The 14,111-nt window shown below is 73.2% G+C and carries 13 protein-coding genes; 8 read left to right on the forward strand and 5 right to left on the reverse strand.

What is annotated here, in order from left to right; all coding sequences use genetic code 11:
• Window positions 1-13: 13 nt before the first annotated feature.
• Window positions 14-775, forward strand: a complete 762-nt coding sequence (locus AB0J46_RS41535; RefSeq protein ID WP_364340385.1) for an SDR family oxidoreductase — start codon at window positions 14-16, stop codon at window positions 773-775.
• Here the strand turns inward: AB0J46_RS41535 and AB0J46_RS41540 are convergent.
• Complete coding sequence (locus AB0J46_RS41540) at window positions 765-1,337, reverse strand: helix-turn-helix domain-containing protein (protein WP_364340387.1); 573 nt, start codon at window positions 1,335-1,337, stop codon at window positions 765-767. The two genes, AB0J46_RS41535 and AB0J46_RS41540, sit on opposite strands and share 11 nt — an antisense overlap.
• Window positions 1,338-1,421: 84 nt before the next feature.
• On the opposite strand from AB0J46_RS41540, the gene AB0J46_RS41545 reads away from it, so the two are divergent.
• Window positions 1,422-3,071, forward strand: a complete 1,650-nt coding sequence (locus AB0J46_RS41545; RefSeq protein ID WP_352319969.1) for an FAD-dependent oxidoreductase — start codon at window positions 1,422-1,424, stop codon at window positions 3,069-3,071.
• On the forward strand, window positions 3,068-4,498 hold the full coding sequence (locus AB0J46_RS41550; RefSeq protein WP_352319971.1) for an ATP-binding protein: 1,431 nt from the start codon (window positions 3,068-3,070) through the stop codon (window positions 4,496-4,498). The genes AB0J46_RS41545 and AB0J46_RS41550 overlap by 4 nt, the downstream gene beginning before the upstream one ends.
• 39 nt (window positions 4,499-4,537) lie before the next feature.
• Here the strand turns inward: AB0J46_RS41550 and AB0J46_RS41555 are convergent, their stop codons facing one another.
• Complete coding sequence (locus tag AB0J46_RS41555; RefSeq protein WP_364340389.1) at window positions 4,538-5,539, reverse strand: ROK family transcriptional regulator; 1,002 nt, start codon at window positions 5,537-5,539, stop codon at window positions 4,538-4,540.
• Between the two features lie 74 nt (window positions 5,540-5,613).
• Here AB0J46_RS41555 and AB0J46_RS41560 point away from each other — a divergent pair, with 74 nt between their 5' ends.
• The 4 genes from AB0J46_RS41560 (at window position 5,614) to AB0J46_RS41575 (ending at window position 10,598) form a co-directional block, all read left to right on the forward strand.
• On the forward strand, window positions 5,614-6,777 hold the full coding sequence (locus AB0J46_RS41560) for an MFS transporter (protein ID WP_364340391.1): 1,164 nt from the start codon (window positions 5,614-5,616) through the stop codon (window positions 6,775-6,777).
• A gap of 46 nt (window positions 6,778-6,823) precedes the next feature.
• Window positions 6,824-7,891 (forward strand): LLM class flavin-dependent oxidoreductase, encoded by a 1,068-nt coding sequence (locus tag AB0J46_RS41565; RefSeq protein WP_364340393.1) that lies wholly within the window; start codon window positions 6,824-6,826, stop codon window positions 7,889-7,891.
• A 2-nt stretch (window positions 7,892-7,893) separates the two neighbouring features.
• Complete coding sequence (locus AB0J46_RS41570; RefSeq protein WP_364340395.1) at window positions 7,894-9,381, forward strand: AMP-binding protein; 1,488 nt, start codon at window positions 7,894-7,896, stop codon at window positions 9,379-9,381.
• An 83-nt stretch (window positions 9,382-9,464) separates the two neighbouring features.
• Window positions 9,465-10,598 (forward strand): cytochrome P450, encoded by a 1,134-nt coding sequence (locus AB0J46_RS41575; RefSeq protein ID WP_364340397.1) that lies wholly within the window; start codon window positions 9,465-9,467, stop codon window positions 10,596-10,598.
• A gap of 10 nt (window positions 10,599-10,608) precedes the next feature.
• Here the strand turns inward: AB0J46_RS41575 and AB0J46_RS41580 are convergent, their stop codons facing one another.
• Window positions 10,609-11,517 carry a cyclase family protein gene (locus AB0J46_RS41580; RefSeq protein WP_364340399.1) on the reverse strand — a complete coding sequence of 303 codons (909 nt, stop codon included), beginning with the start codon at window positions 11,515-11,517 and terminating at the stop codon, window positions 10,609-10,611.
• Between the two features lie 29 nt (window positions 11,518-11,546).
• On the opposite strand from AB0J46_RS41580, the gene AB0J46_RS41585 reads away from it, so the two are divergent.
• Complete coding sequence (locus AB0J46_RS41585) at window positions 11,547-12,761, forward strand: serine hydrolase domain-containing protein (protein WP_364340401.1); 1,215 nt, start codon at window positions 11,547-11,549, stop codon at window positions 12,759-12,761.
• 14 nt (window positions 12,762-12,775) lie between these two features.
• Here AB0J46_RS41585 and AB0J46_RS41590 read toward each other — a convergent pair whose 3' ends face one another.
• The gene (locus AB0J46_RS41590; protein ID WP_364340518.1) at window positions 12,776-13,513 is read right to left on the reverse strand and encodes an SDR family NAD(P)-dependent oxidoreductase; all 738 of its coding nucleotides are present in this window, start codon (window positions 13,511-13,513) and stop codon (window positions 12,776-12,778) included.
• A complete protein-coding gene (locus AB0J46_RS41595) occupies window positions 13,513-14,103 on the reverse strand; it encodes an isochorismatase family cysteine hydrolase (RefSeq protein WP_364340403.1) in 591 nt (196 codons plus the stop codon). The genes AB0J46_RS41590 and AB0J46_RS41595 overlap by 1 nt, the downstream gene beginning before the upstream one ends.
• Between the last annotated feature and the right edge of the window lie 8 nt (window positions 14,104-14,111).

Below are 14,111 nucleotides of genomic sequence, written 5' to 3' on the forward strand. Positions count from 1 at the left end.
CTATAGTCGGCTTATGGATCTCGGCATCTCGGGCAAGGTCGCCCTGGTCACCGGCGGCAGCGCGGGCATCGGCCTGGCCGCCGCCAAGAGCCTCGCGCGCGAGGGCTGCGACGTGTGCGTCAGCTCGCGCAACCCGGAACGGCTCGCGGACGCGGTGGTGGAGCTGCAGCAGTTCGGCCACGTGGTGCACGCCGTGCTGGCCGACGTGGAGGACCCGGCGGCGGCTCAGCGGCTGGCCGACGAGACGCGCGACGTGCTCGGCCCGGTCGACATCCTGGTGGCCAACGCGGGCGGCCCGCCCACCGGCCGCTCCGACGAGGTCGGCCTCAAGGACTGGGACGTCGCGGTGCAGCGCAACCTGCTCGGCACCGTCCGGCTGATCCAGGCGGTGCTGCCGGAGATGCGGTCGCGGGGGTGGGGCCGGATCGTCACCGTCACCAGCTCGTCCGTCCGCGAGGCGATCGACGGGCTGGCGCTGTCCAACGCCCTGCGCCCGGCGGTCGCCGGGCTCGTGCGCACGCTGGCCCGTGAGGTGGGCGGCGACGGCGTGCTGGTCAACAACGTGCTGCCGGGGGCGATCGACACCGAACGGCTGCGCGGCATGTCGGGCGGCGACGACGTGGTCGAGGAGCGCGGCCGGGCCGTGCCGGTCGGGCGGGTCGGTCAGGCCGAGGAGGTGGGGGACGTGATCGCGTTCCTGGCCAGCGAGCGGGCCTCGTACGTGAACGGCGTCTCGATGCTGGTCGACGGCGGCGCCAGCCGGGTCATCGCCTGAGCAACTCGGCGACGACGCCGGCCGCCCACTCCTCGTCCTTGTCGGCCGGGTCGACGAAGTAGGACAGGTTGGCCCGGTGGAAGCAGGCGCCCATCAGCAGGGCGGCCGCCGCGCCGGGGTCGAGGCCGGGGTCGGCGCGGCCCGCGGCCCGCTCGGCGTCGAGGATCTCGGCCAGCGCCCTGATCGGCAGGTGGGGGCCCGTGTTCGTGGTGGCCAGCATGTGCTTGAACCGGGCCAGCAGCGAGGGGTCGGCCAGCATGCCGGAGGCGATGGTGGCGGCCTCGGTGTAGAACTCCAGCGCCGCCAGCGTGAAGCGGGTGAGGTTGTCGGCCAGGTCGCCCTCGCCCGTGCTCATCCGCAGCCGGGCCAGCGCGGGGGCGAGCGCGGGCAGCCGTTCGAGCAGGACCGCGAGGAAGATCTGCTCCTTGCCGGCGAAGTGCTTGTAGAGCAGCGCCTCGGAGCAGCCGGCCGCCTGGGCGATGCGCCGCGTGGTCGCGCCCGAGATGCCGAACTCCCGAATGGCCTGCTCGGCGGCGTCGAGGATGCGCTCACGGGTGCTCATCCGCCCATGATATGAGCGAGTGCTCACCAACCCACGCGTGCATGACATCCTTCCCTTAGGGACCATTGGGGAGAAGGTAGGGGAATGGACAAGCCGGTCATCGTGACGGTCGACGACGACCCGGGGGTGTCGCGGGCGGTGGCTCGTGACCTCAGGCGCCGGTACGGCCATGAGTACAGGATTGTCCGCGCCGAGGCGGCCCACGACGGCATCGAGGCGGTCAAGGAGATGCGGCTGCGCGGCGACGAGGTGGCGGCGATCCTGGCCGACTACCGGATGCCGCAGATGAACGGCGTGCAGTTCCTGGAAGCCGCCATGGACATGTACCCGTACGCGCGCCGGGTGTTGCTGACCGCCTATGCCGACACCGACGCCGCGATCCAGGCGATCAACGTGGTCGACCTCGACCATTACCTGCTCAAGCCGTGGGACCCGCCGGAGGAGAAGTTCTACCCGGTGATCGACGGCCAGCTCGACGCCTGGATGCGGACCGACCGGACGGCGCGTCCCGAGCTGCGCGTGGTGGGCGACCGCTGGTCGGCGCGCTCGTACCAGGTGCGGGACTTCCTGGCCCGCAACCACGTGCCCTACCAGTGGATGCTGGCCGAGGACCCCGAGGGCGCGCAGCTCGTCAAGGCGGCGGGCGAGGGTTGTCACCTGCCGCTGGTGGTCACCGAGGACGGCACCACGCTGGAGTCCCCCGACCAGGCCACGCTGGCCACCGCGGTCGGGCTGTCCACCACGCCGGCCACCGACTTCTACGACCTGATCGTGGTCGGCGGCGGGCCCGCGGGCCTCGGCGCGGCGGTCTACGGCGCGTCGGAGGGCCTGAACACGGTGCTGGTCGAGGCGCACGCCTCGGGCGGCCAGGCGGGCCAGAGCTCCAGGATCGAGAACTACCTGGGCTTCCCCGACGGCGTGTCCGGGCAGCAGCTCGCCGACCGGGCGCGCCGCCAGGCGCTGAAGTTCGGGGCCGAGCTGCTGAGCGCGCGCAAGGTCACCCATCTGGAGCCGCGCGGGCAGGCCCGGGTGATCGGCTTCAAGGACGGCGGGGAGATCGCCGCCCACGCGGTCATCCTGGCCACCGGCGTCACCTACCGGCGGCTGGAGGCGCCCGGCCTGGACGAGTTCGTCGGCAGGGGCGTCTTCTACGGCGCCGCGCTGACCGAGGCGCCGGCGTGCAAGGACAACGAGGTCTACATCGTCGGCGCGGCCAACTCGGCCGGGCAGGCGGCCGTCTACCTGGCGGGATTCGCGCGCAAGGTCCATTTGTTGGTGAGGAGTGATGGTTTGGAGAAGTCCATGTCCCACTACCTCATCGAGCAGATCAACGCGATCGACAACATCGAGGTCAGCCTCCTGACCGAGGTCGTCGCCGGCGCCGGTGACGACCACCTCGAACGGCTCACGCTGTCGACCAAGGGCGAGGAGCGCACGGTCGACGCCCAGTACCTGTTCGTGTTCATCGGTGCCGAGCCGTACACGTCGTGGCTGGGCGAGACGATCGAGCGGGACGCCAAGGGGTTCGTGCTGACCGGGCCCGACCTGGTGCAGGGCGGCAGGCGGCCGCGCAACTGGGCGCTGCGCCGCGAGCCCTACTACCTGGAGACCAACGTGCCGGGCGTGTTCGCCGCGGGGGACGTGCGGGCCGAGTCGATCAAGAGGGTGGCCTCCGCCGTCGGTGAGGGCGCGATGGCCGTCGCGCTGGTGCATCGTTATCTGGAGAAGCAATGACCGACACCGTCGACATCGACGAACTGCGCAAGCTCTTCCTGTTCGAGCGGCTGACCGACGAGCAGCTCGGCAAGCTGGCCGCCAGCGGCCGGGTGCGCTCGTTCGCCCAGGACGAGGACATCGTCCGGCAGGGAGAGCCGGCCGAGTGCTTCGCCGTGCTGCTGGAGGGCGAGGTGCAGATGATCAACGAGACGGTCAGCGCCGGCACCGTCGCCATGCCGCGCGCCTCCCAGCCCGGCGTGTACGGCGGCGCGACCTCGGCGTACCTGGGCGACCGGGCGCCGGAGACCTACCAGCACACGCTGCGCGCGACCGCGCCCTCGCGGATCTTCCTGCTGCCCGCCAAGAAGTTCGCCTACATCGTGGCCGAGTGGTTCCCGATGGCGATGCACCTGCTCGACGGCATGATGTCGGGCGGCCGCATGCAGCGGGAGATCATCGACCGGCGGCAGCGGCTGACCGCGCTCGGCACGATCACGGCCGGGCTCACGCACGAGTTGAACAACCCGGCGGCGGCGGCCGTGCGCGCGGTGAGCGAGCTGCGTTCGCTGATCAAGGCGTCCCGCATCCAGCTCGCCCAGCTCGCCGAGGCCGGCATCCCGCCGGAGAAGCTGCGCACGCTGATCGAGGCCCAGGAGGCGTGCACGAGCAACCTGGGCAACCAGCCGCAGCGCTCCCCGCTGGAGATCTCCGACGCCGAGGACGAGCTGGGCGAGGCGCTGGAGGACGTCGGCGTCGAGGACGCGTGGGAACTGGCTCCCGCGCTGGTCAACGCCGGTTTCACCGCCGAGTACCTGCAGAAGATCCGCGGCAAGGTGGGCGAGGAGCACACTCCGGCCGCCCTCCACTGGCTGGCCGAGGCCGTCGAGATCTCCCAGATGCTGAACGAGGTCACCGAGGCCACCGAGCGCATCACCTCGCTGATCCGCTCGGCCAAGCAGTACTCGCAGATGGACCGGGCGCCGTTCCAGATGATCGACGTGCACGACCTGCTCGACAGCACGATCGCCATCTTCCGCGGCAAGACCCCGCCGGGCGTCAGCGTGGTCACCGACTACGACCGCACGCTGCCGCTCATCCCCTGCTACGCGGGCGAGCTGAACCAGGTGTGGACGAATCTGATCCACAACGCGCTCGACGCCATGGGCGAGGAGGGCACGCTGACCGTCCGCACCGCCCACGACGAGGACGAGGCGATCGTCGAGATCGGCGACACCGGCCCCGGCGTGCCCGAGGCGATCAAGGACCGGATCTTCGAGCCGTTCTTCACCACCAAGAGCGTGGGCGAGGGCACCGGGCTCGGCCTGGACATCTCCTACCGCATCGTGGCCGGGCGGCACGGCGGCGAGCTCAAGGTGCGCTCGGTGCCGGGCGAGACCTGGTTCGAGGTGCGCCTGCCGCTGCGCGAGCCCGCCGCCGTCCAGTGAGCCGGACCGGCTGAGGCGGCCCTGCCGGCGCGGCGCGGGTCACCAGACGTTGTCCCGCGCCGTGTCGAGGGCCGTCAGCACGGCGCCCTCCAGCACCGCATTGCCCCCGACCCGGGTGGCCCTGACCTCGGTGGGCGCGGGTGACAGCTCGCCCAGCCGGGCGGCGACCTGCCCGGCCAGCTCGTCGCCGCCGTCCTGGCCGGTGGCCCCGCCGAGCACCACCAGGCCGGGGTCGAGCAGGGTGACGAAGGCGAAGGCGCCCTTGGCCACCCGGCGCGCCAGCTCCTCGGGCCGGGTCGTGTTCTGGAGCAGGATGCACAACGGCGTGCCCTCCACGTCGAGGAAGCCGACCTCCCCCGCGCCCCCTGACGCGCCGCGCCGCACCCGCCCGCCGAGCACGACCGCGGCGCCGATGCCGTCGTCCAGCCAGAGCAGCACGAAGTCGTCGCTGCCCTGGGCGGCGCCGGTGCGCAGCTCGGCGACCGCGGCCAGGTTCACCTCGTTCTCCAGGACGACGGGCACGCCCAGCCGCTCGCGCACGGCGCCCACCAGGCCGGGCCGCCACCCGGGCACGTCGTTGGCCACCGCCAGCTCGCCGTCCATGGGTTTGACCAGGCCGGGGGCGCCGATGACCACGTTGTCGAGCGCGCGGCCCCCGGCGGCCTCGGCGACGGTGGCCGCGACGAGGGCGACCAGGTCGCCGGAGATCTCGCGGACGGCCGAGCCGACCACGTGGCCGGTGAGGTCGGCGACCGTGACCTTGATCGCCGTGCGGCGCAGGTCGACCCCGGCGACGTGGGCCCGGCCGGCGACCAGCGCGTAGAGGCGGGCGTTGGGGCCGCGACGGTCCTCGCCGCGCTCGCCGGCCTCCTCGATGAGGCCGCCGCCCTTGAGCCGTTCGATCAGGTCGGAGACGGTGGGCCGGGACAGGCCGGTCAGCTCACGAAGCTGCGGAGCGGTCAGTGGACCGTGCTCCAGCAGCAGGTCGAGGGCGAGCCGGTCGTTGATCGCACGGGCCATGGACGGGGTCGCGGTCTTCACGCCGCCCATAATAGTCAGGAAGCCTACCTGATAGCTCTTTTCATCAGGAAGGTTGCCTGATAGTTTCTGTGGCCATGAGCCCTCATCGCGCCATCGCGGCCGTCTTCGCCGCACACGGAGCCGTCGCCGGCAGTTTCGCCACCCGCATCCCGTGGCTTCAGGAGCACGTCCACCTGAGTGCGGCGATGCTCGGGTTCGCGCTGCTCTGTCCCTCGATCGGGGCCTTCGCGGCGATGCCGCTGGCCAGTCGCCTGGCACACCGGTTCGGCAGCCGCGCCACCACGCGCGCGCTGCTCGCGCTGTGGTGCGGCGGCCTGGCCCTGCCCGCCTTCGCCCCCGCCCCCGTCTGGCTGTTCGTCATCTTCCTGCTGTACGGCTCGTCGGCGGGCATGTGCGACGTCGTCATGAACGCCCACGGCGTCACGCTCGAACGGCACCTGAAGAAGCCGGTCATCTCCGGCCTGCACGGCATGTGGGCCGTCGGCAGCCTGGCGGCGGGCGGCCTCGGCACCCTGGCCGCGCACGCCGGCGTCGACGCCCGCCTGCACCTGGGGGTCGTCGCCGCCGTCCTGGTGGTCGCGGGCGGGATCGCCGGGCGCGGACTGCTGCCCGACGGGCCGCGGGCCGCGGCCGGGCCCGCGCCGCGCCGGTTCGCCCTGCCCTCGCGGGCCATCGCGGCCATCGGCGTGGTCGGCTTCTGCGGCACCTTCGCCGAGGGCGCCAGCTCCAACTGGGCCGCGGTCTACCTCACCAACGTCGCCGACGCCGGGCCCGGCGTGGCCGCCGCGGGTTACACGATCTTCATGCTCTGCATGGCCGGCGCCCGGCTGCTGGGCGACCGCGTGGTGCGCCTGACCGGCCCGGTGCGGGCGGTCCGGACGGGCGGGATCGTCGCGGTCGCGGGCGGCGTGCTGGTGGTCCTGGCCCGCACGCCCGCGCTGGGGATCGTCGGGTTCGCACTGGTCGGGCTGGGGGTCGCGGTCATCGTGCCACTGGTGTTCGCGGCGGCGGGGAACGCGGGGCCCACGCCGGGCGAAGGGGTCGCCGGGGTCGCGACGATCACGTACCTGTCGGGGCTGACCGCGCCGGCGGTGACGGGATGGGTGGCCGACGGCGTGTCGTACCCGGCGGCGTTCGCGCTGATCACGGGGATCCTGGTGGCGCTCACGCTGCTCGCCCCGGTGCTGCGGCCGCGCGAGGCGGCCCCGGAGATGACCCTGGAGCGGCAGCCGGCGTGATACGCTCCCAAGCGAGCGCTTGGTTTACATACGGAGAGGCCGCCGCATGAAGTTCTCGACCTTCCACCTCTTCCACCGCTTCGACGGCCAGAGCTTCAAGGACGTCTACGACTACCATCTGGAGCTCATCGAGCTGGCCGAGGAGCTGGGCTTCGACGGGGTGCGGCTGGCCGAGCACCACTTCCGCGACTACGGCGTGGCCCCCAACCTGTTCACCATGCTCGCCCACGCCGCCGCCCGCACCTCCCGGCTCCGGCTCGGCACCGGCATCGTGGTGCTGCCGCTGCACAACCCCGTCCACGTGGCCGAGGAGGCCGCGCAGGTGGACGTGCTCTCCGGCGGGCGGCTCGACCTGGGGATCGGGCGGGGGTACCAGAGCTCCGAGTTCGAGGGCTTCGGGATCGACCTGGCCGAGGCGCGCGACCGGTTCAACGAGGCGCTGGAGGTGATCCTCGGGCTGTGGACGCGGGAGTCGTACCGGCACGAGGGGAAGTTCTACCGGACCGGCGCCGAGGTCTCGCTCGTGCCGCGTCCGCTGCAGTCGCCGCACCCGCCGCTGCACGTGGCCGCGGTCTCCCCCGAGACCGTCACCATGTACGCCGAGCGCGGCCTGCCCGTCCTGGCCGACCCCGCGGCGACGTTCCGCAAGGTCGTCAAGGCGGCCGAGACCTGGCGGGAGACGGCCGCGCGGGCCGGCCACCCGGCGGGCGCCGACCTGGTGGTGGCCCGCAGCGTCTATGTCGCCCCCACGCTGGAGCGGGCCCGCGAGGACCAGGCCAGGTTCGAGGCGTCCTTCGACCGCTCGCGCATCTTCAACGAGCGCAGCGCGCCCATCGACCCGAGGACCGGCAAGGCCGCCGAGGGCTTCGAGTACTACCAGGACCGCTACCTCAAGGGCGGCTCGGTCTCGCCGGACTTCCGCTGGGAGCAGCTTGAGGTCATCGGCGATCCCGCCCGGGTGATCGAGCAGATCTCGCTGCTCAGGGACGCCGGCTTCGGCAACCTCCTGTGCGACTTCGGCAGCACCAGGCCCATGCCGCTGGAGGACATGAAGCGGGTCATGCGCTTCTTCGCCGCCGAGGTCATGCCGGCCTTCGCCCCCGCAGGAGGATGACGATGATCCACAGCCTCACCCTGTCCGACGTCCTGGCCGACCACGCCCGCAGCCGCCCCCGGGTCACCGCCGTGGTGGACGGGGACGTGCGGCTCACCTACCCCGAGCTGGACGCCCGCGTGACGCGGCTGGCCGACGCCCTGGCCCGGCGCGGCGTGGCCGCCGGTGACCGGGTGATGTGGCTCGGCCAGAACGCGCACGCCGTGCTGGAGCTGCTGCTGGCCTGCTCCCGCCTGGGCGCGGTGCTCTGCCCGGCCAACTGGCGGCAGTCCGGGGACGAGCTGCGGTTCGTCCTGGCCGACCTGGCGCCGCGGGTCGTCGTCTGGGAGCACTCCGACACCGCCGCCGAGCTCGCGGACGAGGCGACGTGGGTGCGCGCGGGCGAGGCGTACGAGGAGCTGGTCGCCGGGGGCTCGCCGCGCGAGTTCCCGCAGGTGGACGACGTCGAGCCGGTGCTCGCCCTGTACACCGCCGCCTTCGGGGGACGGCCGGCCGCCGCCCTGCTCAGCAGCGCCGCCCTGGTGGCCCACAGCGCCACGCTGCTCGTCGTGCGGCAGATGGAGCCGGGGTTCACCTTCCTCAACGACGGGCCGCTCTTCCACGTCGGGACGATGATGTTCTGCCTGGCCACCCTCCAGATCGGCGGCACGAACGTGTTCACGCCCGCCTTCGACGCCGAGGAGGTCTGCCGGCTGGTCGACGCCGAGCGGGTGACGCAGGCGTTCCTGTTCGGGCCGATGATCGACGCGGTCGCGGCGGCGAACGCGGGCGGCAAGTACGACCTGTCCTCGCTGCGCTTCGTCGCCCACTCCGCCGAGTGGGACGACATGATCACCGTGGACGACTCGCCCTGGTGCCGCTCGAAGATGGGCGGGTACGGGCAGACGGAGGTGGGCGGCATGCTCACCTTCCTCGGGCTGGCCGAGGGCGGCGCGGGGTTCGCGGGACGGCCGTCGCCGCTGGTCCAGGTGCGCATCCTGGATCCGGAGGGCGTGGAGGTGCCGGCGGGCGAGGTGGGCGAGATCTGCGCGAGGGGCAAGACCCTCTTTTCCGGATATTTCGCCCGACCCGACTTAAACGCAGAGAAGTCGCGGTACGGCTGGCATCACACCGGCGACCTCGGCCGCCGCGAACCCGACGGCACCATCACCTTCATCGGCCCCCGGCTCCGCATGATCAAGTCGGGCGCCGAGAACATCTACCCGGCCGAGGTCGAGCGCGCGCTCAGGACCCACCCGGCCGTCGCCGACGCCGCGGTGATCGGCGTGCCCGACCCGCGCTGGCACCAGGCGGTCAAGGCCGTGGTCGTGCTGAAGCCGGACGCCGCCGCCTCGCAGGACGACCTGGTCGCGCACGTCCGGGGTGAGCTGGCGGCGTACAAGAGGCCGCGCGAGGTGGTGTTCGCCGACGCCATCCCCAAGCAGGGCTTCACCCCCGACTACGACGCCCTCGACGCCGCGTACGGCGGCGGCAACTACCCGGGCGCCTGACCCCGAGCCCGGCCTCCAGGTGCGGGGCCGGGCTGCACCGGAATTGCTATACAGCTCTCAATTGAGAGTCTACTCTCATGATTATGCGTCTTCCCATCGAACGTCCTGCGGAATGCCCCTTCGATCCCCCGGCCGGGCTGGCGGGCCTTCCGGCGATGAGCCGTCTGGAGTTCGCCGACGGCCATCTCGGCTGGCTGGCCACCACCGCCGAGGCCGCCCGCGCGGTGCTGGGCGATCCCCGGTTCAGCGCCCGGCAGGAGCTCAAGCACCGGGCCTCGCCCGGGGGCCCCGCCGGGCTCGGCGCCCCCGCGCCGCCGGGCTTCTTCGCGGCCATGGACCCGCCGGAGCACACCCGCTACCGCCGGCTGCTCACCGGCCGGTTCACGCTGCGCAGGATGCGCCTGCTCGAACCGCGGATCGAGGGCATCGCCGCCGACCACCTCGACGCCATGGCCGCCGCCGGGCCGCCGGCCGACCTCGTGACGGCGTACGCGCTGCCGATCCCGTCGCTGGTCATCTGCGAGCTGCTCGGCGTCCCGTACGCCGATCACGACTGGTTCCAGGAGCTCAGCGGCCGGCTCGTCACCTTCGGCGCGGACGGCGCGGGGGCGCTCGCCGAGCTGACCGGCTACCTGCGCGACCTGGCCCGCCGCAGGCGCGTGGCGCCGGACGACGGCCTGATCAGCGACCTGACCGGCGAGCTCGACGACGACGAGCTCGCCGGACTCGCGGTGATCCTGCTGGTGGCGGGCCACGAGACCACGGCGAACATGCTGGCGCTGGGCGTGTTCGCGCTGCTGGAGCACGGGCGCCCGGACGAGGACGGCGCGGTCGAGGAGCTGCTGCGCTGGTTGTCGATCCTGCATCTCGGCGCGCCGTCCAGGGCCGCGCTGGAGGACGTGGAGGTGGCCGGCGTGACGGTCAGGGCGGGTGAGACCGTGGCCCTGTCCCTGCCCGTGATCAACCGCGACCCCGCCGTGTACGCCGACCCCGACCGGCTGCTCCCGGACCGTCCGGAGGCGCGCCGCCACCTGGCCTTCGGGCACGGCGTGCACCAGTGTCTCGGCCAGCAGCTCGCCAGGATCGAGCTGCGGATCGGCTACCGGGCGCTGTTCGAGCGCTTCCCGGGCCTGCGGCTGGCCGTGCCGGCGGCCGAGGTGCCGGTCAAGCACGACGCCTCGGTGTACGGCGTCAGGAGCCTGCCCGTCACCTGGTGACCCGGCGCGCTCACAGGACGGCGAGCGGGGTGATCGGGCTGCCGGTGCCTCCCTCGATGCGCAGCGGCGCGGCCACGAAGACGAACTCCGTCCGCCCGGCCGCGCCCAGCTCCTCCAGCCACAACATCTCGACCAGGTGCACGCCGTGCCGGTGGAGCAGGATGAGGTGCAGGTCGTCGGCGGCGCACTCGTCGGCGAGCTGGTGTTCGTTCAGGCCGCCCACGGCGGCGTTGTCGCAGGCCACCGCCGACACGTCGTGGCCGGCCAGCCAGGCGCCGGCCTCGGCCGACAGCCCCGGCTGCCCCGCCCAGTACTCCTCGCGCGACCGCTGCCACACCAGCGGCCATCCCGTACGGACCACCGCGACGTCGCCGGGGCGCGGCGTGGCGATCTCCTGGAGCAGCCCGGCCGGGATCCGGAAGTCCGCCGGCAGGTGGTCCAGCCCGAGCCGCCGCGGCACGTCGAACAGCACGCCCCTGGCCACCACGCCGCCGACGTGCTCGATCCCGCACCTGGTGGCGCCGTAGGAGCGGACGCGGGCGGCCGGGTGGCCGTTGTAGAGCCGGTCGCCGGTCCACATGTGGCACAGCGCGTCCATGTGGGTGGTGGTGCCGTGGTGGCTGACCAGCAGGGCGTCGTCGGCCACCCGCAGGCCGTCGCCGACCGGGCGGGCGCCCGCGGCGTAGTCGCCGCCGTCCACGGACATGAAGTGCTGCGGCAGCGGGCGGCCCCGCAGGTGGGGGACGGTCGTGGGGGCCGCCGAGGAGGTGGCTCCCCTGATCGGCATGGCCAGGCTCAGCACCTCGCCCGTGACGGCGCTGCGCAGGGCCTCCAGGACGACGGCGGGGGTCAGCAGGTTGAGGGTGCCCCGCTGATCGTCTGGGCCGAATCGTCCCCAGTTGTTAGGCTCGTGCACCAAGTAAGCGCTTCCTTTCCTGCGGAGGTCTGATGTACTGCGATCCCCGGTTCTCCCGCGTGCGCGAGGCGTTCGAGCGGAACTTCGCCGAGGGCGAGGAGCTGGGCGCGGCGGTGGCCGTCCACCTCGACGGCGAGCTGGTCGTGGACCTGTGGGACGGCGTCGCCGACCGGCACACGGGACGCGCCTGGGAGGCGGACACCCCGGCCTTCGCGTACTCGTGCACGAAGGCGGTGGCGGCCACCGTGCTGCTGCGGCTCGCCGAGCGGGGGCTGGTGGACGTGCGGGCGCCGGTCGCCGACGTGTGGCCGGAGTTCGCCGCCGGGGGCAAGGAGGCGGTCACGGTCGAGCACGTGCTGACGCACTCCTGCGGGCTGCCGGTGATCGAGACGCCGGTGCCGGTGGCGGAGTTCGAGGACCTGCCGGCCATCGCGGCCCGGCTCGCCGGTCAGACGCCCCTGTGGGAGCCGGGGACGGCGCACGGGTACCACGCGCTGACGTACGGTTTCCTGGTCGGGGAGGTGGTGCGGCGGGTCAGCGGGAAGTCGGTGGGCGAGCTGGTGGCGGCGGAGATCGCCGGGCCGCTGGGGCTGGACCTGTGGGTCGGCGCGCCCGACGACGTCATCCCCCGCGCCGCCCGCCTCAAGGCCCCCGGCCGCCCACGTCCCGCCCCCGCGCCCGCCTCCGAGAGCCCCGCGGCCGCCCCGGAGACCTCCGCTCCCACCGGCGGCGGGACCGGGCCGGGCGCCGGTGGGGGGCGGGATCTGCTGGGCGAGATGGGCCGGGCGGCGCTCGATCCCGGCAGCCTGATGAATCGGGCGCTCGGCAACCCGGCCATTCGCCTGCTCGAAGGCGGCGCGAACAACCCGGTGATCCTGCGCGCCGGATGGCCCGCCGCCGGGGTCGTCACCACCGCCAAGGGCCTGGCCGGGTTCTACCGCGCGCTCGTCGGCGGCGACCTGCTGAGCTCCGCGACCCTCCAGGACGCCCTGCGCCCCCGCGTCAGCGGCCCCGACCGCGTGCTGTTCATGGACACCGCGTTCGGCCTCGGCTACATGCGCCCGTCGTTCACGTTCCCGATGCCGTCGGCGACCGCGTTCGGCCACTCGGGGATGGGCGGCTCGCTCGGCATGGGCGACCCCGACCGCAGGCTCGCCTTCGGGTACGTGATGAACCGGATGGCCGACAGCCTCACCGGCAACCTGCGCGGCCTGCGCCTGATCGAGGCCGTCTACCGCTCCCTGTGACCCCACGGCGCGCGTCACTGCATGGTCACGCCGCCGCTCACCGACAGCGTCTGGCCGGTGATGTAGGCGGCGCGGTCGGTGCACAGGTAGGCGATCAGCCCCGCGACGTCGGCGGGCGTGCCCAGCCGGCGCAGCGGGATCCCCTTGGCGATCTTGTCCACGAGCCCCGGCTCGGCCTCGGAGATCCGCCGGAGCATCGGGGTGTCGGTCGGTCCGGGGCAGACGACGTTCGAGGTCACCCCGCCCCTCGCGGCCTCCCGGGCGAGCGTCTTGGCCAGGCCGAACAGGCCCGCCTTGGTGGCCGCGTACGCGCCCTCGCCGCCCGACCCGGCCCTGGCGCCGTCGGAGGAGACGAACACCAGCCGTCCCCAGCCCCTGGCCGTCATGCCGGGCAGGAGCAGTTTGGTCATGAGCATCGGGCCGCGCAGGTTGACCTGCCACATGAGGTCCCAGTCCGCCGGGTCGCTCGCCGTGAACGGCTGCACGACCGACACCCCGGCGTTGTGCACGAGCACGTCCACGGGCCCGGCTTCGGCGCAGAACGCCTCGACGGAGGCGGGCGAGGCCAAATCCACGGCCAGCGCCCGCGCCCCGGGCAGCGCCGCGGCCGTCCGGCGGGCGCCCGGCAGGTCCACGTCGGCGACGGTGACGCGGGCGCCGAGCGCGGCGAGGTCGGTCGCGACGGCCGTGCCGATCGCGCCCGCTCCCCCGGTGACGACGGCGACGCGGCCGTCGAGGCGCAGGCCGTCCATCATGTCCACGCCCGGACGAGGTCCGCCGCGGCGACGCGGGTGGCCAGCAGGCCGATCGTGTTGCGCAGGACGGCCTCGGCGTAGTCCTCGGGGATCCCGGCCACCGCGTCCCGCACCACCGTCACCCGGTAGCCGAGGTCGACCGCCTCCAGAGCCAGCCCCGGGATGCCCAGGTTGAGCGAGACCCCCATCGCGACCACGGACGAGACGCCGAGGGAGCGCAGCGTCATGTCCAGCGAGGTGCCGGTGAACGGCGAGAACCCGTGGTGCCGCCGGCTCTCCAGGTCGCCGTCCTCGCGCAGCTCGGGCAGCACCTCCACGGCGGGCGTGCCCTCCAGCATGTGCGCGGGGTCCTTGAGCAGGGAGACGATGAAGGGGCAGTTGCCGGTGTGCGAGCCCGCCCGGTCCGGCCGGAAGGCGGCCGTGCAGTGGATCACCGGAAGCCCGGCCGCTCGGGCCGTGCGCAGGACGCGGGCGGCGTTGGGGACGACGTCGTGACGGGCACAGGCCGCCACCAAATCCGGAAATTTCGTGAGGTCGCCGACGACCCCTCGCTGCATCTCCATCACCAGCACGGCCGACCGCTCCACCCGCACCC

This window comes from Nonomuraea sp. NPDC049758 (assembly GCF_040674635.1).
In the GTDB taxonomy this organism is placed as follows: Bacteria; Actinomycetota; Actinomycetes; order Streptosporangiales; family Streptosporangiaceae; genus Nonomuraea.

Bases quoted from the DNA above. Each gene is read 5' to 3' on its own strand.
- AB0J46_RS41535 (WP_364340385.1), top strand. From the start codon at position 14: ATGGATCTCGGCATCTCGGGCAAGGTCGCCCTGGTCACCGGCGGCAGC.
- AB0J46_RS41540 (WP_364340387.1), bottom strand. From the start codon at position 1,337: ATGAGCACCCGTGAGCGCATCCTCGACGCCGCCGAGCAGGCCATTCGG.
- AB0J46_RS41545 (WP_352319969.1), top strand. From the start codon at position 1,422: ATGGACAAGCCGGTCATCGTGACGGTCGACGACGACCCGGGGGTGTCG.
- AB0J46_RS41550 (WP_352319971.1), top strand. From the start codon at position 3,068: ATGACCGACACCGTCGACATCGACGAACTGCGCAAGCTCTTCCTGTTC.
- AB0J46_RS41560 (WP_364340391.1), top strand. From the start codon at position 5,614: ATGAGCCCTCATCGCGCCATCGCGGCCGTCTTCGCCGCACACGGAGCC.
- AB0J46_RS41565 (WP_364340393.1), top strand. From the start codon at position 6,824: ATGAAGTTCTCGACCTTCCACCTCTTCCACCGCTTCGACGGCCAGAGC.
- AB0J46_RS41570 (WP_364340395.1), top strand. From the start codon at position 7,894: ATGATCCACAGCCTCACCCTGTCCGACGTCCTGGCCGACCACGCCCGC.
- AB0J46_RS41575 (WP_364340397.1), top strand. From the start codon at position 9,465: ATGCGTCTTCCCATCGAACGTCCTGCGGAATGCCCCTTCGATCCCCCG.
- AB0J46_RS41585 (WP_364340401.1), top strand. From the start codon at position 11,547: ATGTACTGCGATCCCCGGTTCTCCCGCGTGCGCGAGGCGTTCGAGCGG.
- AB0J46_RS41590 (WP_364340518.1), bottom strand. From the start codon at position 13,513: ATGGACGGCCTGCGCCTCGACGGCCGCGTCGCCGTCGTCACCGGGGGA.